The sequence below is a fragment of the Cellvibrio sp. BR genome (assembly GCF_000263355.1).
GTDB lineage: Bacteria > Pseudomonadota > Gammaproteobacteria > Pseudomonadales > Cellvibrionaceae > Cellvibrio.
On record NZ_JH668201.1, the window covers coordinates 1,013,689 to 1,038,467 of the forward strand.

Below are 24,779 nucleotides of genomic sequence, written 5' to 3' on the forward strand. Positions count from 1 at the left end.
AATATTAATGATTAAAGAAAACGTTATTTTTTTACTCGAGCGATTGCAGATAGGCAATTGCTTCATCAAATGGAAGGGTTTGCTGTTCAACATCATCACGCAAGAATTTAATACTTACCTTCTCAGCCTGAGCTTCATCTTCACCTAGAATTAACGCGATTTCAGCACCGCTTTTATCCGCTCGTTTTAATTGGCTTTTAAAATTACCACCACCGCAATTGAGCAACAAACGAACAAAAGGTAAATCATCACGTATACGCTCAGCTAGCTGCATGGCAACAGACTGCACATTACCAACTGCCACCAAGTAAACATCAGCTTGTTGATCCAAACCATCTGGCACTGCCTCCACGGCTTGCAACAACAACACCAAGCGTTCAAGACCAATACCAAAACCTACAGCAGGTGTTGATTTGCCACCCAACTGCTCAACCAAACCATCATAGCGACCACCAGCACAAACCGTACTTTGCGATCCTAATTTATCCGTTACCCATTCGAACGCCGTTTTACCATAATAATCGAGTCCGCGCACCAAGCGTGGATTTACTTCATACGCTATACCAGCCGCATCCAGCAGCGACTTTAACCCTTCAAAATGTTCGCGCGAAGCATCATCCAGATAATCCAGAAGCACCGGCGCTGCGTTTAGTAATGACTGGGTGTTAGCATCTTTTGAATCAAGAATACGCAAAGGATTTGATTCAAGACGACGCTTACTATCTTCATCAAGTTGATCTTTTACCTGCTCCAAATACGCAACCAATGCCTGTTTGTATGTAGTGCGAGCTTCCGTACTACCCAGAGAGTTAATCTGCAAACGAACATGATCAGCAACGCCTAACTCACGCAAAATACGCGCGCTTAACACTAACACCTCGGCATCGATATCGGGGCCCTGGATGCCAAAGGTTTCAACACCAATTTGGTGGAACTGCCGATAACGTCCTTTTTGCGGACGCTCGTGGCGAAACATGGGGCCCATATACCACAAGCGCTGTGTTTGATTGTAAAGCAACCCATTTTCTTCACAGGCCCGCACACAGCACGCAGTACCTTCGGGGCGCAAGGTCAAACTATCGCCATTGCGATCCTCAAAGGTATACATTTCTTTTTCAACAATATCGGTAACTTCACCAATCGAGCGCTTGAACAATTCTGTAGACTCGACGATTGGAAAACGAATTTCCTGATAGGCGTAGCGCGTAAGTATGTCAGTAACCACAGACTCAACATATTGCCAAAGTGGTGAGTCTGCTGGCAGCAGGTCATTCATCCCACGAATTGCTTGTATTTTTTTCAATTTCAAACCTTATTTATAAACACAAAAGCATCAGGCTTTTGCGATGATATTTTTTGCATCCGCATCCATTTGTGCCTGCTTTTGTGCAGCCTTGGCACGAATCAAACGCTCGAGATTATCAACCAGATTTTCATTGGTTAACTTTTGATTGGGCTCACCATCTATGTATATCAAGTTACTCGGGGTTCCGCCTGCCAGTCCCAAATCAGCCTCTTTTGCTTCACCGGGGCCATTTACAACACAGCCAATTACCGCCACATCCAGAGGGACGGTAATATCCTCCACGCGCTGCTCCAGGTCGTTCATGGTTTTGATTACGTCAAAGTTCTGACGCGAACAACTTGGGCAAGCAATAAAGTTCACACCTTTGCTGCGAATTTTCAAACTGCGCAGCATGTCCCAACCTACTTTAATTTCTTCAACGGGGTCTGCCGCAAGCGATACGCGAATAGTATCGCCAATACCATCCATCAGCAGTGCGCCTAAACCTATGGAGGATTTCACTGTGCCAGAACGCAAACCGCCCGCCTCAGTAATACCTAGATGCAAGGGCTGATCGATTAGCGTAGCAAGCTTGCGGTAAGCCGCAACCGCCATAAAAACATCTGACGCCTTTACACTGACTTTAAAATTATAAAAATTTAACTGATCAAGAATTTCTACGTGACGCAAAGCAGATTCAACCAACGCATCAGGTGTTGGCTCGCCATATTTTTTCTGCAAATCTTTTTCAAGAGAACCAGCATTGACACCAATTCGGATTGGGATATTTAAATCGCGCGCTTTATCGACCACAGCTTTGATGCGCTTTTCACGACCAATATTACCTGGATTAATGCGCAAACAATCCACACCTAAATCGGCAACACGCAGCGCAATACGGTAATCAAAATGAATATCTGCAACCAACGGAATAGTCACTTGCTTGCGAATGGCACCAAAGGCTTCCGCAGCGTCCATTGTGGGCACTGAAACGCGAACAATGTCGGCACCTGCCGCTTGAATGCGGCGAATTTGCTCGACAGTTGCCGCTACATCTGTTGTCTCTGTATTGGTCATGCTCTGTACAGAAATAGGTGCATCACCACCAACCGCAACATTTCCAACCATTATCTGCCGCGATTTACGACGTTTTATAGGAGACTCGCAATGCATAAGATTTCCCGATTCATTTTGACGCGCAGGACAGCCAGTTTACTGACCCACTTTTAGTGATAACACATTCGTTGTTGGCAATGGCGTTACCACAATTAACTCACCATTGAGTGAAATACTTGCTGCTGGCGCATTGCCAAGCTTTACATCAAATGGCGCCTCCCCCTGCAGTTGTAGACTGCTACCCGCCGCTTGAAGATCAGCGGCAAGCACATCACCACGTGCATCGCTTACTTCCAACCAACACTCCGCATTAAATTCCAGCGTCAGCACTGCCAAACGCCCCGCCACTGCTGCAATTGGAGTATTTTCCACTGCCACAATAGATGCCTCACTTGAATAGGACTCTGAGCTGACAATAGAACTACTGGCTTGTATTTCTACAGCCGCAGCTGAAGACATTGCGCCAACAGAAATAGCGGTAAGCGATGTATCTGAAATGGGGGGTATCGCACTGGATGCCGCACTCGATAATGAGTGACGTAAATCCAACTGGGGCACAATAGCGGCCGGTCGATCAATAACGGACTGCTGTCGATTATCGAAAAACCAAATCGAAATTAACCAAAGAATAAAAAGCGCAGCCAATGTAATTACTGCAAATTGCCAAATAGGTTTACTTTCAGACTCGGAGCGACGAGGTGTAGTTAACTCTGCTCCCCCGGTTTTTTGCAGAAACCGATCATAGGCAGACAATACTTGAGGGACATCAAGATGAACCAAATTGGCGTAAGCACGCAAATAACCACGCACAAAAGTATCGGCTCCCATATGACGATAATCGTCCGACTCAAGCGACCTGACTTTTGTAAGCGTCATATAGAGCTCTTTGGCAACTTGCTCTTGTGTAAGGTTGGCGCGCTCACGCGCCCACACCAACAGTTTGCCGGGAGAGAGCTCTCTTGACCTGCTATCGTCTATGGATTTTTTATCGTCATCAAAAGTCATTTTAAACCTGTGGAGAAATGTCTCACATCATCGTCTGTTTATATTCAAGATATTCTCTTGAATAAGGAAAACGATTCTTTAACATCAATACATAACTGGCTTCTTTATCCTTGTTACCAAAAACGCGCTCCAAACGAATCCCCAATAACAGTGAACGCGAAGTCACTTGCCCTAGCGCCTGATACCTATCAAGATGTTGTTTTGCAGCTGCGTAATCCTGTTTTTGAAAATTAATATCAGCCAATTCAATCTGCGCGTCAGCCATGCCGCGATCAAGCACAGCGGCATGCTCCAAAGCGGCCTTTGCACGTTCATTTTTACCTAACAACAGCGCCGTTCTTCCCACATTAACCAAGGCAGACGCGCGGTCAACATAATCCAGATCTTCAGCTGCCAGCTCAAATTGTTCCAATGCTTCTTCGTAGCGCTTGGCGCCGAACAAAAACACACCGTAATTATTTCGTGCCAAAGTAAAATTCTTTTTGTTTTTTATCGCTTTTTTGAAGGTTTCTTCTGCCAATTTTGGCTCACCTTCCAATTGATACAAACGCGCGAGAGTTTCTGTTGCATCAGCGGAGTTACGATCTATCTCGGCCGCTTTACGCAAATGATGACGCGCCGACTCACGGTTACCTCGGTCAATATATCCCTGCGCCAGTTTGATATGCAGTTCAAGCGATTTAGCTTTATCAACAGGCCGATTCGGTTTGCCCTTACCGTCAGACACACAGCCAGAGAGCAGCAAAACACTCACTAGACTTACTATTAATAGCTGTAGCAATTTATGTAATTTATTCTTTTGCATAAACACACCTATTTTTAACAAGCTCATCAGATTGATAACCCTAATCAGTTCTCACGCACTACTGATTAACAATTTTTACTGCTTGCACCTCATCAAACTGTGCTTTGTATCGCTCGCTACGCCTTGTCACATCGTTCACTTGGCCTGCCAATTGACCGCAAGCTGCATCAATATCGTCACCACGGGTGGTGCGCACAGTCGTGATGTAACCTGCTTCCATTAAAATATCCTGAAACTTGCGCAGTGCGTTATTACTCACTCGCTTGTAGTTAGATAAGTTAAAGGGATTAAACGGAATTAAATTAATTTTAACCGGAACATCACGCAGCAGTTCTGCCAATTCATGGGCGTGATGTGGGCGATCATTCACCTGGTCGATTAAGGTGTATTCGATAGTAATTTTGCGATGGGTATCGGGCATCGCTTCGATATAACGTTTGGCCGAATCGAGCAGCATCGCAATAGGATATTTGCGATTGATAGGCACCAACTCATTGCGCAGCTCATCGTTGGGCGCGTGTAATGAAATAGCCAGACAGGCATCAGTATATTGACTTAAACGATCAAGCTGGGGCACCACACCCGAGGTGCTCAAGGTCACGCGGCGCTTGGAAATACCGTAGGCATTGTCGTGCATCATTAAATTCATTGAGTCGACAACATTATCGAAATTGAGCAGCGGCTCGCCCATGCCCATCATCACCACATTGGTCACGCGACGCGGACCGTTAGCTTGTAATTGGCCAAATGATTTGGCGGCAATCCAGACTTGGCCGATAATTTCAGCGGCGGTTAAATCGCGGTTAAAACCTTGTTTGCCCGTGGCGCAAAAACTGCAATCCAGCGAGCATCCCACCTGCGACGACACACATAAAGTACCTCGATCACCATCGGGAATAAACACGGTTTCAATCACACTGCCGCCGGTCACACGGATCAAAAACTTACGCGTGCCGTCGGTAGAGTCAAATTGTTGTACTACTTCCGGCAGGCGAATTTCGGCAATATTTTTTAACTTTGCGCGCAAATCCTTGCTGACATTGGTCATGTCATCAAAGTTGTCAGCGCCAAGCTGATGAATCCACTTCATCACTTGAATCGCGCGAAATTTTTTCTCACCAATAGATTCAAAAAACGCGATCAGCTTGGCTTCTGGCAGGCCCAATAAATTCATTTTGGCAGAGCCCTCTGCAGCAACCGCACCGGCGGAAGAAATGGAGCTGGATACTTCAGTCATGGCTCAATACCTGTAAACAAAATTGGGGTAATTCTTAATTAACGAAGATTAACTTCATTGCTTGCGAAGAAATAAGCAATTTCACGCGCAGCAGATGTAGGCGAGTCAGAGCCATGCACAGCATTGGTACTGATAGCGTCGGCATAATCCGCACGAATAGTTCCGGGGGCCGCCTTGGCAGGATCTGTTGCGCCCATCAACTCACGGTTCAGTGCTATCGCATTTTCGCCCGATAAAACTTGGACAACGACAGGACCTGAGGTCATGAACTCTACCAGCCCATCAAAAAATGGTTTGCCGTGATGTTCGGCATAAAAGCCTTCTGCCTGAGCACGACTCAATTGCATCATGCGTTGAGCTGCTATTTTAAGCCCCGCCTGTTCAAAACGAGTGACTATCGCACCGATCACATTCTTACGCACCGCATCGGGTTTTATGATTGATAAGGTTTGTTCAACAGCCATGAGAGACTCCACACACTATTTTTCAGTTGAAGCAGCGCCTGCGATGCCGCTATCAGCGATTGAGGGCTACAAAATACAAAACCCGCGAATTATACGCGGGTTTGCAGTATTTTTATATGCTAGCTATTTGATTAATAAACAAAAATGGCTAGAGGTTATACGCAGGGAAAGAACTAGTGCACATTGCTTGCGCGCTCTTGAATCCGCTTTACCATGGACTTGAGGCCATTGCCGCGGGTGGAACTCAGATGCTGCAACAGATCCAATTGGGCAAAATAGGCATCAATATCAAAAGCCAATATCTCACCCGGAGTTTTGCCATTAAAGGCCGCCAGCACTACTCCTAGCAAACCTTTGACTATAAAGGCATCACTGTCGGCCTGAAAAAACAGCTTGCCAGCGCGCCACTCATCCACCAACCAAACCTGACTTTGACAGCCGCGCACCAGATACTGCTCCGTACGCAGCGACTCATCCATTGGTGGTAACTCTTTACCCAGATCGATAATGTACTTGTAGCGCTCTTCCCAGTTATCAAAGAAGCCGAGGGTATCCACTATATCCTCAGCCGTTACATCTATACCAAATTGGGTCATTGGGCTTCTCTATTACAAAGGTGATTAGTTCTACCGCAAAAGTGATCAGTAAAACATGCCGGTTTGCAGCTGGGCTTCTTCGCTCATCATATGGCGCTGCCAGGGCGGATCAAACACCAGCTCCACCTTAACCGACTTGACATTGGGCACCAGGCGCACACGGTATTCAACATCGCCCACTAAAACCGGCCCCATGCCACAGGCGGGTGCAGTCAGGGTCATTTGGATGTCGACCTGTTTGGCCTGCTGATCGATTTTCACGCCATAAATCAGCCCTAGGTTGACCAGATCCACCGGAATTTCCGGATCAAACACACTGCCCAGCGCCTGCCAAACCTGCTCCTCCAGGATCAAATCATTCACCGGTGGCGGGAATTCAATACTGGTGGGTTCAAGTCCCAATAAATGGGCATCGGTGCCATCCACCCGCACCATTTGGCCGTGATAAGTCAGGGTGTAATTGCCACCCAACGCCTGGGTGATGGTGACAAAGGTGCCTTCAGGGATAGTCAGCGGGGTGCCATCAGGCACCCGCCGCGCCGGGCAATCTGCCTGGGCAACCACCATACGTCGTTCAGACATAGAAATTCTCTAGACCCAATGGCCCGTTAATTAACACTAAAACTTTCACCGCAACCGCAATAATCTTTGGCGCGCGGGTTATTGAACTTGAGTTGGCGATTGACGCCTTCAGTCACATAATCGATCTCAGTGCCACTGACCACCGATAAGCTCTTGGCATCCACCAACAATTCAACACCCGTCTCCAGCGGCACATGCAAATCATCGGCACCGGCTTCAGCCACCAGATCGACCACATACATCCAGCCGGTACAACCACTTTGTTTCACACTCAAACGCACCGCTGACGCCTCTTTACTCGCGCTCAGCTGCCGCTTGAAGTGTGCCGCCGCCGCGGGGGTGACAATAACTGTGTCCTGCTGCGGGTTAAATGAAGCGATACTCATGATCTACTCCGACAAACATTGCAATCAATTAGGATGATGGGACTCATCATCAAATTAAAAAAGTTTTTGCTTTTTCGATCGCAGCAAACAGGCGATCCACCTCGACAAAGGTGTTATAAAAACTGAAACTGGCGCGCACTGTGCCGGGAATGCCAAATTGATCCATGATTGGCTGGGCGCAGTGGTTACCGGTGCGCACGGCAATGCCCTGCTTATCCAACAGCACACCCACATCGGCCGGGTGAGCACCATCGATTAAAAAACTCATCACTGAGGTTTTATGATGGGCGGTGCCCACCAAAGTTAAACCCTCGGTGGCGCGCGCTTTTTGTTCCGCATAAGCCAACAGCGCCTGTTCATGCTCGGCGGCGGCGATGCGATCCAGCGACTGCAAATAGTCGATCGCTGCCCCCAAACCTATAGCACCGGCGATATCCGGCGTACCAGCTTCAAATTTGTAGGGCAACTGGTTAAAAGTGGTACCAGCAAAAGAAACTGTCTCGATCATCTCGCCACCGCCTTGATAAGGCGGCATGGAGTTAAGTAAATCCTCTTTGCCGTAGAGCACACCCAAACCAGTGGGACCAAATAATTTGTGCGCGGAAAATACGTAAAAATCGCAATTGAGTTTTTGTACATCCACCGCCCAGTGGCTCACCGCTTGCGCGCCATCAATCAACACCCGTGCGCCCACTGCATGAGCCAGGGTAATAATTTTTTCGATGGGATTAATGGTGCCCATCGCATTGGAGACATGACCTACGGCGACCATTTTTACATGGGCATCAAGCATGGCATCAAAGGCAAGCATGTTGATATTGCCATTGGCATCCACCGGAATAGGTTCCAGCGTTGCACCTGTGGCCAGAGCGATTAATTGCCAAGGCACTATATTGGCGTGATGCTCCATCGCCGAGACCAGAATGCGATCGCCCGGCTGCAAATTACTTTTGCCCCAGGAGGCGGCCACCAAATTAATACTCTCGGTGGTACCGCGCGTCCAGATAATTTGTTTGGCGGCAGGTGCGTTTAAAAACTGCGCGACTTTTCCCCGCGCTGCTTCAAATTTTACGGTGGCACGATCCGCCAGCGCATGAGCGCCGCGATGCACATTGCTATTATCAGTGCGATAGTAATCGCTGATGGCATCAATCACCGCGTTGGGTTTTTGGGTGGTCGCAGCATTATCCAAATACACCAGCGGCTGACCATTCACCTGTTGATGCAGAATGGGGAAATCAGCGCGAATTTTTTCCACATCAAACGGGGCATTAGTCATCAGACAACTCCGCCAAATCAGCTACCTCTGCCGTTAGATTCAAATCCCGCCCAAACAAATGCGCGAGACGCGGCTGCAAATAGTCATGCACTACCGGCTGGGCAATTTGCTCCAGCAATTCATTGATAAAACCGAAGCTCAACATCACATCCGCTTCTGCGCGCGACAGACCGCGACTGCGCAAATAATAGCGGGCATTTTCGTTCAGCTGACTGATGGTGGCGCCGTGTGCACACTTCACATCATCGGCATAAATTTCCAATTCAGGTTTGGTATTAACCTCCGCCTTATTGGAGGTGAGCAAATTTTTGTTGCTCAATTCCGCCAGAGTTTTTTGTGCATCTTGATGAATATAAATACGGCCATTAAAAATCGCCTGCGCCGAATCGCTGATAATGCCGCGAAACACTTCATTAGAAGTGCAGTGCGGAACCCAGTGACAAATATTGGTGTGATAGTCCACCACCTGCTGATTGCGCGGCAGGTAAACGCCCTGCAAATCCAGTTCGGCACCGGGGCCGCGATGGTTTAACTGGTAGTCGATGCGCATCACACTGGCACCCAGCGCCAGTGCAAATCCGCGCAGGCGTGCATTGCGCTGCAAATCCACATGCACTGCACCTACATGCTGTGCCTGCTCTGCCTCCATATTTAACCGATAGTGCTGCAAGTTTGCGCCATCGGCCAAATAAATTTCGGTCAAAGAATTAACAAAACCAGTCTGCGCAGCACCGCAAGTAAAATAGTGTTCAACTACTTCGGCTTGGGCATTTTCATCCAGCACAATTAATAAACGCTGGTTACTGGCACATGCAGCACCGCTAGTGATATTGACAATATACACCGGCTTTTCCAAGCGCTGATTGCACGGCACATGGAGCAATACCCCCTCTTCCAGCCAAGCATTATTCAAAGTGGCAAATAGGTGGCGTTCGCCTTCAACAATTTTGCCCAGGTGTTTTTCAATCAGCGCTTGCTGCTCACTATTCGCCTGCGAAAAACGCACAGCGACATCGGCAAGAATGGAATTGTCTGCATCAAATACTCCGTTGATAAATACCAGGCGCAGGGCGTCGAGCGGGATAAGTTGGCGGCGCAACTCAGCATCCAGTTCAGCAGAAAAACCGCTACGGTTACCAAAGGCCGTCAGCAGCGTTTTTTGCAAGCTCTGCAGCGGTGTATATTTCCAGTGTTCGGTTTTGCGAGTCGGCCAAGCCTGTGCCAACCAGTCATTGGCAGCAGCGGCACGAAAACTTTGCAACCACTGAAGTGGCTGCTGTTGTGCGGCAAGTTTTATCGCCTGGGATTGAAAATCGGTCATAACTTATACCGCCTCAGTTTCAAGCCAGCTGTAGCCTTTCTCTTCCAGCTCCAGCGCCAACTCTTTGCCGCCGGTTTTGACTATGCGACCATTGGCCAATACATGTACGTAATCCGGCACTATGTAATCGAGCAGGCGTTGATAGTGGGTCACTACAATAAAACTGCGCTCGGGCGAACGCATGGCATTGACGCCATTGGCTACCACTTGCAGTGCGTCGATATCCAGGCCCGAGTCAGTTTCATCGAGAATACACAGGCTCGGTTCAAGCAACATCATCTGCATAATTTCATTGCGTTTTTTCTCGCCCCCGGAAAAACCTTCGTTGACACCGCGCTTTAAGAACGCCTGATCCAAATTCACCCGTTTACTGGTTTCGCGTGCGAGCTTCATAAATTCAACTGCCGATAATTCCGGCTGGCCGTGATGTTTGCGTTTGGCATCCACCGCGGCTTTCAAAAATTCCATATTGCTCACACCGGGAATTTCAACGGGATATTGAAACGCCAAAAACAAACCTTCGCGGGCGCGTTCTTCAATGTCCAGTTCGAATAAATCTTTGCCATTAAAGGTGACACTGCCGCTGGTAGCTTCATAACCCTCACGGCCGGACAACACATTACCCAATGTACTTTTGCCTGCGCCGTTAGGGCCCATGATGGCGTGCACCTCACCGGGTTTGATGGTCAGATTCAAACCTTTGATAATTTCTTTCTCTTCAACGCGGGCAAACAAATCAGTAATGCGCAACATAAATTTTCAGTCCGATAATTTCTAACACGGTAAATTCAGATTTTAATTTTTTTGTTGGGCTAGGCCGCTCGTTAAACTCGCGGCTAGCCCAACCTACATATCGCTTTGCGTGATTAGCCTACAGAACCTTCAAGGCTCACTTCCAATAACTTGCCGGCTTCGACGGCAAATTCCATCGGCAGCTCTTTAAATACTTCACGACAAAAACCATTCACAATCATGGATACCGCTTTTTCAGCATCCAGGCCACGCTGCTGGCAGAGGAACATTTGATCCTCACTCACCTTGGAGGTGGTCGCCTCATGTTCAATTACCGCACTCGGATTTTTGCTTTCGATATAGGGAAATGTATGCGCACCACACTTATCACCGATTAACAATGAATCGCACTGGGTGTAATTGCGCGCACCTTCGGCGCCAGGGTTGATACGCACCAAACCGCGATAAGCATTAGAACTTTTACCGGCGGAAATCCCTTTGGAAATAATCGTGGAACGGGTATTTTTTCCGATATGAATCATCTTGGTGCCGGTGTCGGCCTGCTGATAATTATTAGTCAGCGCCACCGAATAAAATTCACCCACACTGTTATCGCCACGCAAAATACAGCTGGGGTATTTCCAGGTCACCGCCGAACCGGTTTCAACTTGCGTCCAGGAAATTTTGGCATTGGTGTGACACACGCCGCGCTTGGTAACAAAGTTGTAAATACCACCTTTGCCCTCTTCATTGCCCGGATACCAGTTTTGTACTGTGGAATATTTGATTTCGGCATTGTCGAGTGCAATCAACTCCACCACTGCTGCATGCAATTGATTTTCATCGCGCATGGGCGCAGTACAGCCTTCCAAATAACTTACATGGGAGCCTTCATCGGCGACAATTAATGTGCGTTCAAACTGGCCGGTATTTTGTTCGTTGATGCGAAAATAGGTCGACAACTCCATCGGGCAGCGCACCCCTTTGGGGATGTACACAAATGAGCCGTCGGAAAACACCGCGGAATTGAGCGCAGCGTAATAGTTGTCTTTTTGCGGCACCACTGAGCCGATATATTTTTTAATCAACTCGGGATATTTATGCACTGCTTCGCTGATTGAACAAAAAATCACGCCGACTTCGAGCAATTTTTCACGAAAGGTTGTCACTACCGACACCGAGTCAAACACCACATCCATCGCCACACCGGCAAGTGCGGCCTGCTCATGCAATGGAATGCCGAGCTTTTCATAAGTGCGCAATAATTCCGGGTCTACTTCATCCAAACTTTTGGGTTTGGAATCCATGGATTTGGGCGCGGAATAATAGGAAACCGCTTGGAAATCTATGTCGTCATACTTGACGTGCGCCCATTCTGGCTCAGTCATTTCCAGCCAGGACTGATAGGCTTTCAAGCGCCACTCCAGCAGCCACTCCGGCTCATTTTTTTTCGCCGAAATAAAACGGATCACGTCCTCGTTTAAACCGGGCGGCAAGGTTTCCGTATCGATAGTGGTATGAAAACCGGCGGCATATTCTTTCTTAATGAGCTGTTCGACTTGTTCAGACATGATAATTACCTTGTTTGCAGCGGCCCGAAAACCTAGACCTTATGCAGTTTGCTGATGACACTGCGCAGATGTTCAATCGCAAATTCAATTTCTTCCGCCGTGGTGTAACGGCCAATACTAAAACGCAATGAGGCTTGCGCATTTTCATCGCTCAACCCAATCGCTTTGAGCACATAACTGGGCGACATACTGGCCGAGTTGCAGGCTGAACCACTGGAGACAGCCAGGTCACGCAGCGATAACAGCAGCATTTCACCATCGGTATTACCAAAGGCGACATTTAAAATTCCACTCACACAGAATTCACCGGAGCCATTGCGTTTAACGCCGGGTAAATCGGCAAGCGCCTGCCATAAATGATCGCGCAGGCCTTTAATACGTTCGGCATCCCTAACAAGATGTTCCTGTGCCAATTTGGCTGCCGCACCTATGCCCACCAACTGATGGGTTGCCAAAGTACCCGAGCGCATACCGCGCTCGTGACCGCCGCCGTGAATTTGCGCAGCCACTTTTACATTGGCAGCACGTTTCACATAGAGCGCGCCCACACCCTTGGGGCCATAAAATTTGTGCGCCGACAGCGAGAGCAAATCCACGCCGAGATCTTTAACATTCAGCGCGACTTTTCCGGCGCTTTGTGCGGCATCGCAGTGAAATAAAATCCCGCGCGCAGCACAAATTTCCGCGAGGGATTTGATGTCGTTAATGCAGCCCAACTCATTGTTGACCTGCATAATGCTGACTAAAAAGGTATCAGCTTGCAGCGCGGCGGTGAGCGCATCGACAGTCACAATACCATCGCTATCAGGCAGTAACCGGGTGACGCTAAACCCCTGGGTTTCAAGCCATGAGGCGGGATCAAGTACCGCTTTATGCTCAATCGCCGAGACCACAATATGTCCGCCGCTGGCATTGCTCGCCCGATAGCTTTCCGCAATACCTTTCAAGGCCAGATTGTTGGCCTCAGTCGCGCCACTGGTCCAAACGATTTCACGCGGATCGGCATTAATAAGTTGCGCCACTTGCGCGCGCGCTTCTTCCACCAACTCTTCCGCCTGCCAGCCATACACATGGGAGCGCGAGGCGGGGTTGGCAAAGGTGCCTTCCAACGTCAGGCACTGCGCCATAAGCGCCGCCACTTCCGGTGCAACCGGGGTGGTGGCGGCATAATCTAAGTACACTGGCTTACGCAAAAACTTTATTACCTTGAGACAAAAAACGTGAATTAAGAGGATTAACTAATTTCATTGACCGCTATATGACTGTCATCGCTATGAGCCGAGCGCAAACGCAGGTTTTGCCGCTCGCTGACCGCGCGAATATCCTTGCGCGCCACCAAATCGGCTAGGGTGATGTCGCTGAGGAAACGGTGAATTTGCTCGCTCAGGTTTTCCCACAAATGATGAGTCAGGCACACCTCGCCTTCATGGCAGTTGCCCTTCCCTTCGCAGCGGGTGGCGTCGAGCGATTCGCTCACCGCATCCACCACTTGCGCCACTGAAATTTCCGCAGTGCTGCCCATCAGCTGATAGCCGCCGCCGGGGCCGCGTACACTTTTTACCAATTTGAACTGGCGCAGGCGGGCAAATAGCTGCTCTAGGTAGGAGAGGGAAATTCCCTGGCGCACCGAAATATCGGCAAGGCTAACCGGCCCCTGATCGCTGTGTAGCGCCAAGTCCAGCATAGCCGTGACGGCATATCGTCCTTTGGTGGTGAGTCTCATAACAGCTGAACCCCGTAGCAACAAGGCGCCAGTAGCAGGCGTGAGTGAGGCGATAGCGACCCAATACTAGCCGCTGATCTAATTCCGACTATTTTACTCAGGTATTAGCGCTTTTCCAACTCCCAATATAGCGTCGCGCCGCTATAAGCTTGATTTGACAGGGCTATTCGGCGGATTTATCAGCCGCTTTTACATCCTTGGTGAGTTCACGCATATTCTCCAAACCCGGCTGCTGACCAAACTTGGTCATCACCTTGCCGCTGTAATGGATGTAGTTTTGTACCGCCGTGAGCACACCGCGCAGGATATTGAACTCCATTTGATCCATGCGCACACGGTTATAAAGGCGACGCAAACGGGTCATGGTCTGTTTGGGGTTATCGCGATCCAGAAAATCCAACTCCGCCAAAGTCTGCTCAAGATGTTCGTAATAACTCTCCATCACCTGGGCTTCCACCGGTGGCATATCCCATTGATGCTGCGGCAGAGTATTTCCTTCAACGGCAGATAAATAAGCCATACGCACTTCGTAGCTAATTACCTGTACGGCGGTGGCGAGATTGAGTGAGCTGTAATCGGGATTGGCAGGGATATGCACGTGATAGTTGCACTTATGCAGCTCTTCGTTGGTCAGCCCGCGATCTTCACGGCCGAACACAATCGCCACCTCATGGCTACCCGCTTCCGCCCACACGTTTTCGCCACATTGGCGCGGGTCCAGCAAGGGCCAGGGAATACGGCGCTCACGGGCGCTGGTGCCAACCACCAAGCTGCAGCCAGCAATAGCTTCATCAAGTGTTTCAACCACTACCGCGTCATCCAACACATCGGTTGCACCAGCGGAGCGCCATACGGCCTTATCAGAAGGGAATTCCTGGGGTGCAACCAGGTACAGGCGCGACAGCCCCATGTTTTTCATCGCGCGCGCGGCACCACCGATGTTGCCCGGGTGACTGGTATTAACCAAAACAATGCGGATGTTGGCAAAAGGCTGGGCGGACATAGGCAGTTCTCGTAGCTGGCGTGAAGGAATACAGGGTGCGAATGACACAAAAGGCGCGCAGTATACAGTCACTTATGACTAGCCTCCAGTAACGACTTGCCGGTATACTGCGCGCCCTCGGCGAGAGGTGTAGGCAGTTGCTGCCTGAACCACCTGCGGCCCCGCTCTTTTACAATCCCTACCCCCTGAACAATCAGGCGCGCTGGTATCCACGCATCTTTGGTGATGACGCGATACAGCAGCCCATTAATTGGTGCTTTATGGAACCCATGTTAACGATTGCCTTGCGCGCTGGGCGCAAAGCTGCCGAATTGATTGAACGCGCCTTTGAACGCGTTGATTTATTGACCATCGAAACCAAAAGTCGCAACGACTATGTCACTGAAGTTGATAAAGCCGCGGAAAAAGAAATTATTTATCACCTCCGTAAAGCCTACCCCGATCACAGCATCCGCGGTGAAGAAGGCGGCCACCAACCCGGCAAGAATCCCGACTACGAATGGATTATTGACCCACTCGATGGCACCACCAATTTCATTCACGGGGTTCCGCACTTCTCCATCTCCATCGCTTGCAAATACAAAGGCCAGATCGAACACGCCGTTGTTATAGACCCTATTAAACGCGAAGAATTTACTGCCAGCCGTGGCCGTGGCGCCGCCCTTAATGGTCGTCGCTTGCGCGTTTCTGCCCGCCGCAGCCTTGAAGGTGCATTGATTGGCACCGGCATTCCTTTTAGCGGTTACGCCTTGGAACATATCGGCCCCTACCTCGCTTGCGTGCAGGAAATTGCCGGGCAAACTTCCGGCATCCGCCGTTGTGGCTCAGCGGCACTGGATCTAGCCTATGTGGCAGCCGGCCGTTTTGATGCTTTCTGGGAAATGAATTTAAACGAGTGGGATATAGCGGGCGGGATATTGCTGGTGAAAGAAGCCGGCGGCCTGATCAGCGACTTCAATGGCGGCGGCGATTATCTGGAAACCGGCCATATTGTTTGTGGTGCTCCAAAGGTGTTTAAACCGATTCTGCAAATCGTGCAAAAAAATCTGGGCCATTTGAAATAAATCTGTTTCACCTGAAATGATTCATAAAAAACGGCGAGCCATTACTGACTCGCCGTTTTTTATTGCGCAGGTATCTACCTGCCTACAAACCAATCAGGCAGTGGGTTTAACCGCGATAGAATCCCAACTGGCATGAATAATTTGTTCCAACATTGCCTCATCAACAGTGACAAACCCCTGCAGGGATTTGCGCGCGATTTCAAAATAAGGTTCAAACGCCAGCGAGAATAAAATTTCATCCGGAAAATTTTTTAACACTTGCTGTTCGCGCCCACGGATGAAAAAGGTAAACAGCGGCTCCAGCACCACTTTTGCCTCCTCGTGACGACTGCGCAATAGATCTGCAGGTAAATGATCAAACTGCCCTTTGCTTAAAATCATCTCCGGTTGCTGCTGGAATAAACTCCAGAAACGCCGACACATACCCTGAAACTGTTGATACAAAGACATATCCTTCTCCACGGCGATAAATACCTCTTCACCGACGGTTGCAATAATTTGGCTGTGTAATTTCTTGATCAAGTCTTCGCGATCCTCGAAATACAAATACACAGTACCGGTAGCAACCCCAGCCTCCTTCGCGACATCGCGGATTGAAAAGCCGTGAAAACCACGGCTTGCCAGCAGCTTTAATGTCGCTGCAAGAATTAGATCGCATTTATTCACTGTCATAAGCGCTACTCATTACTCAGCTGATTTTTCGGCGGCAACTTTCGCCGGAAACCAGCGCTGAGCCAAGCGAAACACTACAACAAAAAATACCGGCACAAAGAAAATCGCAAGCACCGTGGCCGAGAACATACCGCCAAATACCCCAGTGCCGATCGCATTCTGGCTACCTGAACCCGCTCCCGTGCTAATCACCAGTGGTGTCACACCAAGCATAAACGCCAGCGAGGTCATAATGATGGGGCGCAAACGCATACGCACCGCCTCCATAGTCGCCTGCACCAAATCCATACCCTGCTCGTAGAGCGCTTTGGCAAATTCCACAATCAAAATGGCATTTTTAGCCGCAAGCCCGATGGTAGTCAGCAAACCAACCTGGAAATACACATCATTAGACAGGCCGCGCGCCATGGCAAATACCACCGCCCCGATAATCCCCAACGGCACCACCAGAATCACCGCAAAAGGTACCGACCAGCTCTCATAGAGTGCAGCCAGACACAGGAACACAATCAAAATAGACAAGGCATAAAGCAGCGGCGCCTGATTACCCGATTCGCGTTCTTGCAGCGACATACCAGTCCATTGATAGCCTATACCGGCAGGCAGTTTGGCGATAATCTCCTCGGCAGCCAACATCGCATCCCCCGAACTTACACCCGGCGCCCCCTGCCCGATAATATTCAGCGACGGCACCCCGTTGTAGCGCTCAAGACGCGGTGAACCTGAGATCCAGCGCCCTGAAGTGAATGCTGAAAATGGCACCATTTCACCTTTGTCATTGCGCGCGTACCAATTTTTAACGTCTTCCGGCAGCATGCGATATTGGGCGTCACCCTGCACAAATACCTTTTTCACCCGGCCTTTATCGATAAAGTCATTGACGTAGGACGCCGCCCACACTGTGGAAAAAATGGCATTGATATCGCTGAGCGACACACCCAAAGCAGCCGCTTTTTCCTGATCCACATCCAGTTTGAACTGCGGATTATCCTCCTGACCATTGGGGCGCACGCCCACCAGACGGGTATCCTGCGCGGCCATCCCCAAAAACTGGTTGCGCGCCTGCATCATCGCCTCATGACCTAATCCACCTAAATCCTGTAACTGCAGATTAAACCCCGATGACGTACCTAGCTGGGTAATCGCAGGTGGCACAAAGGGGAATACCATTGCATCTTTGATTTGTGAGAAGGCACCCATGGCACGCGCGGCAATACTTTGTACATGCTGGGATTCATCGGTACGCTCACTCCAATCCTTCATACCCACAAACGCAATGCCGTTATTTTGACCGCGCCCGCTAAAGCTGAAACCAATCACCGAAAATACCGAGCGGACATTGGCCGATTCATTTTCCAGGTAGTGTTTTTCTATTTGATCCATCACCACCATGGACCGCTCTTTGGTCGCCCCCACGGGCAAGGTCATTTGGGTGAACATAATGCCCTGGTCTTCATCGGGCAAAAATGAGCTGGGCAAGCGCATAAACAACAGACCCAATACCAATACAATCACCCCATAAATCAGCATGTAGCGACGGGTTTTGCCGAGCATGCCACCCACACTGCGCTGGTAGCCGTCGGTGGCACGATTAAAGGTGCGATTAAACCAACCAAAAAAACCGCCTTTTTCATAGTGATCATGACTCACCGGTTTGAGCAAAGTGGCGCAGAGTGCGGGCGTAAGGGTAAGCGCAACAATCACTGACAACACCATCGCCGACACGATCGTGATGGAGAACTGGCGGTAGATAACGCCGGTCGAACCGCCAAAAAAAGCCATAGGCACAAACACCGCTGATAACACCAAGGCGATACCAATCAACGCACCGGTAATTTGCTGCATGGATTTGCGTGTCGCCTCCAGCGGCGAGAGCCCCTCCTCAGCCATTACCCGCTCGACGTTTTCCACCACCACAATGGCATCATCTACCAGCAAGCCAATCGCCAGTACCATCGCAAACATGGTGAGGGTATTAATCGAAAAACCAAACAGCGAGAGCACCGCAAAAGTCCCCAGCAATACTACCGGGACCGCGATGGTGGGAATCAAGGTGGCGCGGAAGTTCTGCAGGAACAGATACATCACCAAAAACACCAGGATGATCGCTTCAATCAACGTATGAATGACCGACTCAATCGAAAGTTTTACGAAGGGTGTTGTGTCGTAGGGGTAAACAATTTCCAACCCTTGCGGGAAAAAACCCTGCAGTTCTGCAATACGCTGGCGCACGGCATTCGCCGTATCCAGCGCGTTGGCGCCAGAAGCCAGGGTGATAGCAATACCCGCTGCCGGACGGTTGTTATATTCGGTTTCAAATTGATAGTTTTCGCCACCCAACTCAATGCGGGAGACATCTTTCAGGCGAATTTGGGAACCATCCTGATTGACGCGCAGCAGGATGTTGCCAAACTCTTCTGTAGTAGAGAGGCGTGTTTGCACCACAATACTGGCATTAATTTCCTGCCCCGGCAGCGCTGGGGTACCCCCTAATTCACCAGCGGCGATTTGGGCATTTTGTGCGCGAATCGCCGTAGCCACATCGCTACTGGTGAGGCTGTAGGTCGCGAGCTTATTGGCATCAAGCCAAATGCGCATAGCGTATTGCGAACCAAACAGCGTGATCTGACCAACACCATTTACCCGGCTGAGTTGATCTTGCACGTTGGCGGCAACATAGTCGGCGATGTCATACCTATCCATCAGGCCATCGCCGGACACAAACCCGATCACCATCAGGAAACCGGCCGAGGATTTAGTCACCCGAATACCTTGTTGCTGCACCTCCTGCGGTAATAAAGGCATGGCTGTTTGCAGCTTATTTTGCACTTGAACCTGAGCGATATCCGGATCGGTGCCCGCCAAAAAAGTGAGGGTTACTTCACCGCGACCACTGGATTCACTGGTAGATGACATGTATTGCACGTTATCGATACCGGTTAAACCCTGCTCGATAATCTGGATAACAGTATCCTGCACTGTCTGTGCAGACGCACCGGGGTAAGTCGCACTGATACTGACCGCCGGCGGGGCAACATCAGGGTACTGGGCAACCGGGAGCTTGAAGATGGATAGCGCTCCCGCCAGCATGATGATGATAGAAATAACCCAGGCAAATACCGGGCGATCGATAAAAAATCTAGCCATAAGTTACTCCCCTGAAACCTTACTGCCAGATGCAGGAACCGCTTTCGCCGGAGTGCCGGGTTTCACTTTTTGCAGACCTTCAACAATAACCTGATCGCCTACTGCCAAACCTTCCAGAACCAACCATTGATCGCCAATCGCACGCCCGACAGTCAACTGACGCAGCTCAACCACACCTTCGGTATTCACGACCATGGCAGTAGCTGCACCTGTTCGATCACGGGTGATTCCGCGTTGGGACACCAGAATCGCATTACTGCGAACGCCCTCCTCTACCTGGGTGCGTACAAACATACCCGGTAATAACAGGCGATCCGGGTTGGGAAATTGCGCGCGCAGGTTCACTGTGCCGGTGGATTCATTTACCCCCACCTCGGCAAATTGCAGCATACCCTCGTGTTCGTAAACACTGCCGTCATCCAGAAGCAAACGTACCTTGGCGGAGTCTGCCGCGGCAACCTGACCACTTTTCATTTGACGGCGCAATTGCAACAGCTCGTCAGCCGATTGGGAAACATCCACATAAATAGGATCCAATTGCTGGATATTGGCCAGCACATCAGCCTGACCGGCATTCACCAACGCTCCTTCGGTAACAGCAGATTTGCTAATCGCACCATCGATAGGCGCCAAAACCCGGGTGTATTTCAGGTTGATGTTGGCCGTCTCTACCGCGGCTTTGGCTACTGACACGCCGGCTTTTGCCTGATTCAGAGTGGCGAGTGCATCGTCATAGTCCTGCTGACTTATCGCTTTTATCGCCGCCAAATTTTTGTAACGGGATTCACGTGCCGCCGCCGCTGCAAGCGTAGCCTGACTGCGCGATAACTCCGCCTGGGCACTACTTAGCGCCGCTTGATAAGTGGCCGGATCAATTTGATACAGCGCTGTGCCCGCCTTGATTTCTGCCCCCTCGGTAAACAAGCGCTTCTGGATTATGCCGCTCACCTGGGGACGTACTTCCGCTTTGCGATAGGCGGTGGTGCGACCGGGCAATTCAGTTTGCAGCGGCACATCGCTGCTAGCCACCTGTATCACGCCAACCTCGGGAACACCGGGCGCTGCCATACCTGCGCCAGGTTTGGCGCCATCGCAGCCAGCGATTAATAGGGCAATCAGGCCTGCAGCGGCCAAATGTACCGGGCGCCCGGAAGCGGTAAAAAGGTTGGGTAACATCATTAACTCCTTAAACAGGTCGCGGCCAACAAGCGGGCCGGAACACAGCAATCAAGAACCAGAAAGGGAAACACATCAAAATGAACGATTGTTCATTTTTGGATAATAGAGGTTTGTGAGGTAAACGCCACCTGAATTTGCACTAATTAACTTTTAGGAAAATATCCACACGGAATTCGTGAGAAGCACAGGTAAAACTGCCAAAAGCACCAGAATCGTTAATCGCAAAGCAATTACCGGTTCCGGTGGAAGTAGAAAATGAATTATTCAGAGGTAAGTAGTCGCTCAGTGAGCGGCTAATTGTCATGCAGGAGTTTATTAAACACGTCGATCAACCGATGAATATCTACCGGCTTAGTCAGATAATCAAAAAAGCCGGCCTTACGCCCGCGCTCTACATCGTAGGGCATGGCATTCGCCGACAAACCAATCACTGGCACTGCCGCAATCGAGGGATCATTTTTCAATACACTCAATACTTCGTAGCCATCCATGCCCGGCAGATTGATATCCAAAATAACCAGATCAGGGTTCAAACTGCGCGCTTTATAAATCCCTAAAAATGCCTCTTCAGCCACTTCCAGCTCAAGCTGGGGATAGCGGTCAAAGATCTGCTGCAACAGGCGCACATTGGTGGGGTTATCCTCTACATAAAGGACTTTGCAGCGGCGCTTAACATTTAAAGTGGCCGGGGTGTAATCTTTATTGCTTGATAATTTTTTAATGGGCTCATCATTCCATTCAGTAGCCACGGGAAAATCAATCCAGAATGTGGTTCCTACCCCTTCAGCACTGACAAAATCGAGCTTGCCCTTCATCATTTCCACCAGCTGTTTGGTGATTACCAAACCAACACCGGAACCTTCAATATTGGAATTTTCCGCACTTAAGCGATTAAACGGCTGAAATACCTCATTTTGACGCTGTATGGGAATACCGCGACCAGTATCACGCACGCTGATCCGCAGCTCTTGACCCTCCTGCATGCTCAGTTGAACTTCTACCTCACCGCCAACATGATTGTATTTAACCGCGTTACTGAGCAGGTTGAGCAACACCTGCTTGACTCGCACATTGTCCGCAACAACGTAGGTATTATTAAATTGCGCCACAGTCGCCACCAACCGAATGCCCTTGGCATCCGCTTGAGGCTGCACCAAGGTAAAACACTCACTGATCAGGCGCGACACCAAAACCGGCTCAAGCGACACGGTCATATTGCCCGATTCAATTTTGGCCAGATCCAGCACATCATTAATCAGCTGCAATAAATGCTCGCCCGCCTTACGGATTTCACGCACGTTTTCAATTTGCTGGGGCTTGAGGTTGCCATCGTATTCAAACAGCTGGGTGTAACCCAAAATCGCATTCAGCGGCGTGCGCAGTTCATGGCTCATGCTGGACAAAAATTCAGACTTGGCGCGGTTGGCCTGCTCGGCCTGCTCTTTGGCTTGAATAACCCGCTCTTCCGCGCGCTTGATTTCGGTGATATCCATATTGCTGCCGGACATCATAATCGGCTGGCCTTTTTCATTGAAAACAGCACGGCCACGGCCGCGGATCCAACGAATATCACCTTGCTGGCTCACCAAACGGTATTCGACATCAAAGGGCGCACGACCGGCCATATGTTCAATCAGCGCATTATCAAAAATAGGTAAATCTTGCGGAAAAATATGTTTGCGCCAGATTTTCAGGCGGTCCTCACCCTCGGTGAGCACATCGTCCAAATCATCGTAACCCAACAGCTCCCAGCAGCGATGGGAGAAATGAAACCCACCGCGATCGGCATACCACTCCCAGATGCCATCACTCGACGCCTGGATAATTCGCACTTGCCTCGCTTCACTTTCGCGTAGCGCTGCCTCAACTTTTTTAATTTCAGTGATATCAAAATTCACCCCGGACATGATGGTGGCATGCCCCTGCTCGTCGCGCAGTGAGTCGGCGCGCACTTGCGTCCAGATATAATCACCCGACTTGGTTCTAATACGATAAGACACATCCAGCGGCCGCCCGGTACGCAAGTGCTGACGTGCCGCTTCAATCGCATAATCGCGATCATCCGGGTGCATATACATCAGCACTTGTCCCGCATCGCTGATACTCTCGGCATCTTCAGCGCCATACCCCAAACGCTCCCAAACCCCCCCCGACCATTCGATATGCTGGGTGTGCAGATTCCACTCCCAAAAACCATAGCCACTGCCATTGAATATGCGCTGAAAACGCCCCACAGTTTCACGCAGCAATTCAATATCATTGCTGGTTTGTAGTGAGGGGCTGAAGCTGATGTGTTCGATCATAGGAGTTTGCAGGGAATTGAGAGATGGCTTTGACGATACCCGAGATACTGCAATTGCACAATCCGCGATAAATTGGCAGATCAGAAACGACAACAGCGCCTGCAGGCGCTGTTGTTGAGTAAATCCAATAAAACAAAAAGTCAGGGAGCTTCTGTCGCTTCAGCACCATCCTCTTCTTTCGCTTTAGGCATCAAATCTTCTTTGGTAATGCCCAGTGCCGCAGTGATATTCGCACAGATATAAACAGACGAATAAGTACCGGCAACAATACCGATAATCAATGCCAGAGCAAAACCTTGCAGCACCTCTCCAGCAATGAAATACAAACAGAACAGCACTATAAACACCGATGCGGAGGTCATAATAGTACGACCCAAGGTCTGGCTGATGGAGATATTAATTACTTCATGAGGATCTGTTTTGCGCAGTATGCGGAAATTTTCACGAATCCGGTCGTAGATAACGATTGTGTCATTAATTGAGTAACCAATAAGCGCAAGAATTGCTGCCAGTACAGTCAGATCAAAGTCCCACTGAAAAAAAGCAAAGAAACCCAAAGTCACGATAACGTCATGCACCAAACCAATAATTGCGCCGGTTGAAAACTTCCATTGGAACTGCACTGCAACATAAAGAAATACCAAAACGAAAGCTACAAGCATCCCTAAGCCACCCTGGTCACGCAATTCATCACCAATTTGTGGCCCAACAAACTCACTGCTACGCAATTGGATTTTTGCACCAGTGGCCGCTTCCAGATCGCCAATAATTTGATTGAGATAAACGGAGTCAATGGAGTTTTCAAGTGTCACCAGCACCTTGCCGTCACGTTGCTGGTATTCGACTCGACCGTACTTTGCAGAAGGAAACAAGTCTTTCTGCTGCAGTAGATCCACACCAAGATTGGCAATCACCAACGTATCCGCATACCCCTCCAATTCACGCACCGGACGCTCAAGGGACTCCAATGCCGCCCCTGATCCCAAAGCTGCTATCGTATTTGATAACTTTTCCTGTGCTTTTATTTTCATTTGATCTTGAGTGCGAATCATTACCTCTTGATCCGAGCCGAAGAGCACCGCTACCGGGCTTTTCAGCTCCTCTTTTTCCAATACATCACGAATTTTATCCAGGTCTGCCGGACGATCCAGCAGCATCTCTAATTGCGTACCACCGGTGAAATCTAGCCCAAGTTTCAAACCATTAAGCGCAAGAGACGCAAGAGATATGATAACTATGAGAATGGATAAAGCGGAGGTGTAATGTCTAACCCCCATAAAATCAATAATGCGTAATTCCTTAGTCATAG

Annotated in this window: 22 protein-coding genes; 1 reads left to right on the forward strand and 21 read right to left on the reverse strand. The window is 49.6% G+C overall.

The window, feature by feature from the left end; genetic code table 11:
• Positions 1-31: 31 nt before the first annotated feature.
• The 16 genes from hisS to trmJ form a co-directional block, all read right to left on the reverse strand.
• Entirely contained in the window at positions 32-1,303 is a 1,272-nt protein-coding gene (gene hisS / locus O59_RS09640; protein ID WP_040391822.1) for a histidine--tRNA ligase, read from the reverse strand.
• A gap of 30 nt (positions 1,304-1,333) precedes the next feature.
• Positions 1,334-2,458 carry a flavodoxin-dependent (E)-4-hydroxy-3-methylbut-2-enyl-diphosphate synthase gene (gene ispG, locus O59_RS09645; protein ID WP_040391824.1) on the reverse strand — a complete coding sequence of 375 codons (1,125 nt, stop codon included), beginning with the start codon at positions 2,456-2,458 and terminating at the stop codon, positions 1,334-1,336.
• Between the two features lie 39 nt (positions 2,459-2,497).
• Entirely contained in the window at positions 2,498-3,406 is a 909-nt protein-coding gene (locus tag O59_RS09650) for a RodZ domain-containing protein (protein WP_007642038.1), read from the reverse strand.
• Between the two features lie 22 nt (positions 3,407-3,428).
• Complete coding sequence (gene pilW, locus O59_RS09655) at positions 3,429-4,211, reverse strand: type IV pilus biogenesis/stability protein PilW (protein ID WP_050977038.1); 783 nt, start codon at positions 4,209-4,211, stop codon at positions 3,429-3,431.
• A 58-nt stretch (positions 4,212-4,269) separates the two neighbouring features.
• Positions 4,270-5,448, reverse strand: a complete 1,179-nt coding sequence (rlmN, locus tag O59_RS09660; protein WP_007642042.1) for a 23S rRNA (adenine(2503)-C(2))-methyltransferase RlmN — start codon at positions 5,446-5,448, stop codon at positions 4,270-4,272.
• Positions 5,449-5,486: 38 nt separating this feature from the next.
• Entirely contained in the window at positions 5,487-5,912 is a 426-nt protein-coding gene (gene ndk, locus O59_RS09665) for a nucleoside-diphosphate kinase (protein WP_007642044.1), read from the reverse strand.
• Between the two features lie 173 nt (positions 5,913-6,085).
• The gene (locus O59_RS09670; protein WP_007642046.1) at positions 6,086-6,508 is read right to left on the reverse strand and encodes a SufE family protein; all 423 of its coding nucleotides are present in this window, start codon (positions 6,506-6,508) and stop codon (positions 6,086-6,088) included.
• Positions 6,509-6,553: 45 nt separating this feature from the next.
• The gene (sufT, locus tag O59_RS09675) at positions 6,554-7,090 is read right to left on the reverse strand and encodes a putative Fe-S cluster assembly protein SufT (RefSeq protein ID WP_232283059.1); all 537 of its coding nucleotides are present in this window, start codon (positions 7,088-7,090) and stop codon (positions 6,554-6,556) included.
• 26 nt (positions 7,091-7,116) lie between these two features.
• Positions 7,117-7,476: an iron-sulfur cluster assembly accessory protein gene (locus O59_RS09680; RefSeq protein WP_007642050.1), complete on the reverse strand. Its 360-nt coding sequence runs from the start codon at positions 7,474-7,476 to the stop codon at positions 7,117-7,119.
• 49 nt (positions 7,477-7,525) lie between these two features.
• The gene (locus tag O59_RS09685; RefSeq protein WP_007642053.1) at positions 7,526-8,755 is read right to left on the reverse strand and encodes a cysteine desulfurase; all 1,230 of its coding nucleotides are present in this window, start codon (positions 8,753-8,755) and stop codon (positions 7,526-7,528) included.
• The gene (gene sufD, locus O59_RS09690) at positions 8,748-10,076 is read right to left on the reverse strand and encodes a Fe-S cluster assembly protein SufD (protein ID WP_007642058.1); all 1,329 of its coding nucleotides are present in this window, start codon (positions 10,074-10,076) and stop codon (positions 8,748-8,750) included. Before sufD ends, O59_RS09685 begins: the two co-directional genes overlap by 8 nt.
• A gap of 3 nt (positions 10,077-10,079) precedes the next feature.
• Entirely contained in the window at positions 10,080-10,829 is a 750-nt protein-coding gene (gene sufC / locus O59_RS09695) for a Fe-S cluster assembly ATPase SufC (protein WP_007642059.1), read from the reverse strand.
• A 113-nt stretch (positions 10,830-10,942) separates the two neighbouring features.
• A complete protein-coding gene (sufB, locus tag O59_RS09700; RefSeq protein WP_007642060.1) occupies positions 10,943-12,379 on the reverse strand; it encodes a Fe-S cluster assembly protein SufB in 1,437 nt (478 codons plus the stop codon).
• Between the two features lie 32 nt (positions 12,380-12,411).
• Positions 12,412-13,572, reverse strand: a complete 1,161-nt coding sequence (locus tag O59_RS09705) for an aminotransferase class V-fold PLP-dependent enzyme (protein WP_040391825.1) — start codon at positions 13,570-13,572, stop codon at positions 12,412-12,414.
• 41 nt (positions 13,573-13,613) lie between these two features.
• Positions 13,614-14,102 carry a Fe-S cluster assembly transcriptional regulator IscR gene (iscR, locus tag O59_RS09710; RefSeq protein WP_040391826.1) on the reverse strand — a complete coding sequence of 163 codons (489 nt, stop codon included), beginning with the start codon at positions 14,100-14,102 and terminating at the stop codon, positions 13,614-13,616.
• Positions 14,103-14,265: 163 nt separating this feature from the next.
• A complete protein-coding gene (gene trmJ, locus O59_RS09715; protein ID WP_007642064.1) occupies positions 14,266-15,105 on the reverse strand; it encodes a tRNA (cytosine(32)/uridine(32)-2'-O)-methyltransferase TrmJ in 840 nt (279 codons plus the stop codon).
• Positions 15,106-15,365: 260 nt separating this feature from the next.
• Here trmJ and O59_RS09720 point away from each other — a divergent pair, with 260 nt between their 5' ends.
• The gene (locus O59_RS09720; protein ID WP_040392106.1) at positions 15,366-16,169 is read left to right on the forward strand and encodes an inositol monophosphatase family protein; all 804 of its coding nucleotides are present in this window, start codon (positions 15,366-15,368) and stop codon (positions 16,167-16,169) included.
• A 93-nt stretch (positions 16,170-16,262) separates the two neighbouring features.
• On the opposite strand, the gene O59_RS09725 is transcribed toward O59_RS09720, so the two are convergent.
• The 5 genes from O59_RS09725 to secF all read right to left on the reverse strand — a co-directional run bounded on the left by O59_RS09725 (position 16,263) and on the right by secF (position 24,777).
• Positions 16,263-16,841 (reverse strand): TetR/AcrR family transcriptional regulator, encoded by a 579-nt coding sequence (locus tag O59_RS09725; protein WP_007642070.1) that lies wholly within the window; start codon positions 16,839-16,841, stop codon positions 16,263-16,265.
• A gap of 12 nt (positions 16,842-16,853) precedes the next feature.
• The gene (locus O59_RS09730; protein ID WP_007642072.1) at positions 16,854-19,988 is read right to left on the reverse strand and encodes an efflux RND transporter permease subunit; all 3,135 of its coding nucleotides are present in this window, start codon (positions 19,986-19,988) and stop codon (positions 16,854-16,856) included.
• 3 nt (positions 19,989-19,991) lie between these two features.
• A complete protein-coding gene (locus O59_RS09735; protein WP_085951713.1) occupies positions 19,992-21,164 on the reverse strand; it encodes an efflux RND transporter periplasmic adaptor subunit in 1,173 nt (390 codons plus the stop codon).
• 296 nt (positions 21,165-21,460) lie between these two features.
• Positions 21,461-23,470 (reverse strand): PAS domain-containing protein, encoded by a 2,010-nt coding sequence (locus O59_RS09740; RefSeq protein ID WP_007642078.1) that lies wholly within the window; start codon positions 23,468-23,470, stop codon positions 21,461-21,463.
• A gap of 140 nt (positions 23,471-23,610) precedes the next feature.
• On the reverse strand, positions 23,611-24,777 hold the full coding sequence (gene secF / locus O59_RS09745) for a protein translocase subunit SecF (protein WP_040391827.1): 1,167 nt from the start codon (positions 24,775-24,777) through the stop codon (positions 23,611-23,613).
• Between the last annotated feature and the right edge of the window lie 2 nt (positions 24,778-24,779).

Coding starts and splice junctions, on each gene's coding strand:
- sufD (WP_007642058.1), bottom strand. CDS start 10,076: ATGACCGATTTTCAATCCCAGGCGATAAAACTTGCCGCACAACAGCAG.
- O59_RS09650 (WP_007642038.1), bottom strand. CDS start 3,406: ATGACTTTTGATGACGATAAAAAATCCATAGACGATAGCAGGTCAAGA.
- sufB (WP_007642060.1), bottom strand. CDS start 12,379: ATGTCTGAACAAGTCGAACAGCTCATTAAGAAAGAATATGCCGCCGGT.
- O59_RS09670 (WP_007642046.1), bottom strand. CDS start 6,508: ATGACCCAATTTGGTATAGATGTAACGGCTGAGGATATAGTGGATACC.
- O59_RS09685 (WP_007642053.1), bottom strand. CDS start 8,755: ATGACTAATGCCCCGTTTGATGTGGAAAAAATTCGCGCTGATTTCCCC.
- rlmN (WP_007642042.1), bottom strand. CDS start 5,448: ATGACTGAAGTATCCAGCTCCATTTCTTCCGCCGGTGCGGTTGCTGCA.
- iscR (WP_040391826.1), bottom strand. CDS start 14,102: ATGAGACTCACCACCAAAGGACGATATGCCGTCACGGCTATGCTGGAC.
- O59_RS09740 (WP_007642078.1), bottom strand. CDS start 23,470: ATGATCGAACACATCAGCTTCAGCCCCTCACTACAAACCAGCAATGAT.
- O59_RS09730 (WP_007642072.1), bottom strand. CDS start 19,988: ATGGCTAGATTTTTTATCGATCGCCCGGTATTTGCCTGGGTTATTTCT.
- O59_RS09725 (WP_007642070.1), bottom strand. CDS start 16,841: ATGACAGTGAATAAATGCGATCTAATTCTTGCAGCGACATTAAAGCTG.
- O59_RS09680 (WP_007642050.1), bottom strand. CDS start 7,476: ATGAGTATCGCTTCATTTAACCCGCAGCAGGACACAGTTATTGTCACC.
- ispG (WP_040391824.1), bottom strand. CDS start 2,458: ATGCATTGCGAGTCTCCTATAAAACGTCGTAAATCGCGGCAGATAATG.
- pilW (WP_050977038.1), bottom strand. CDS start 4,211: ATGCAAAAGAATAAATTACATAAATTGCTACAGCTATTAATAGTAAGT.
- O59_RS09735 (WP_085951713.1), bottom strand. CDS start 21,164: ATGTTACCCAACCTTTTTACCGCTTCCGGGCGCCCGGTACATTTGGCC.
- O59_RS09720 (WP_040392106.1), top strand. CDS start 15,366: ATGGAACCCATGTTAACGATTGCCTTGCGCGCTGGGCGCAAAGCTGCC.
- secF (WP_040391827.1), bottom strand. CDS start 24,777: ATGACTAAGGAATTACGCATTATTGATTTTATGGGGGTTAGACATTAC.
- sufT (WP_232283059.1), bottom strand. CDS start 7,090: ATGTCTGAACGACGTATGGTGGTTGCCCAGGCAGATTGCCCGGCGCGG.
- sufC (WP_007642059.1), bottom strand. CDS start 10,829: ATGTTGCGCATTACTGATTTGTTTGCCCGCGTTGAAGAGAAAGAAATT.
- ndk (WP_007642044.1), bottom strand. CDS start 5,912: ATGGCTGTTGAACAAACCTTATCAATCATAAAACCCGATGCGGTGCGT.
- trmJ (WP_007642064.1), bottom strand. CDS start 15,105: ATGTCCGCCCAGCCTTTTGCCAACATCCGCATTGTTTTGGTTAATACC.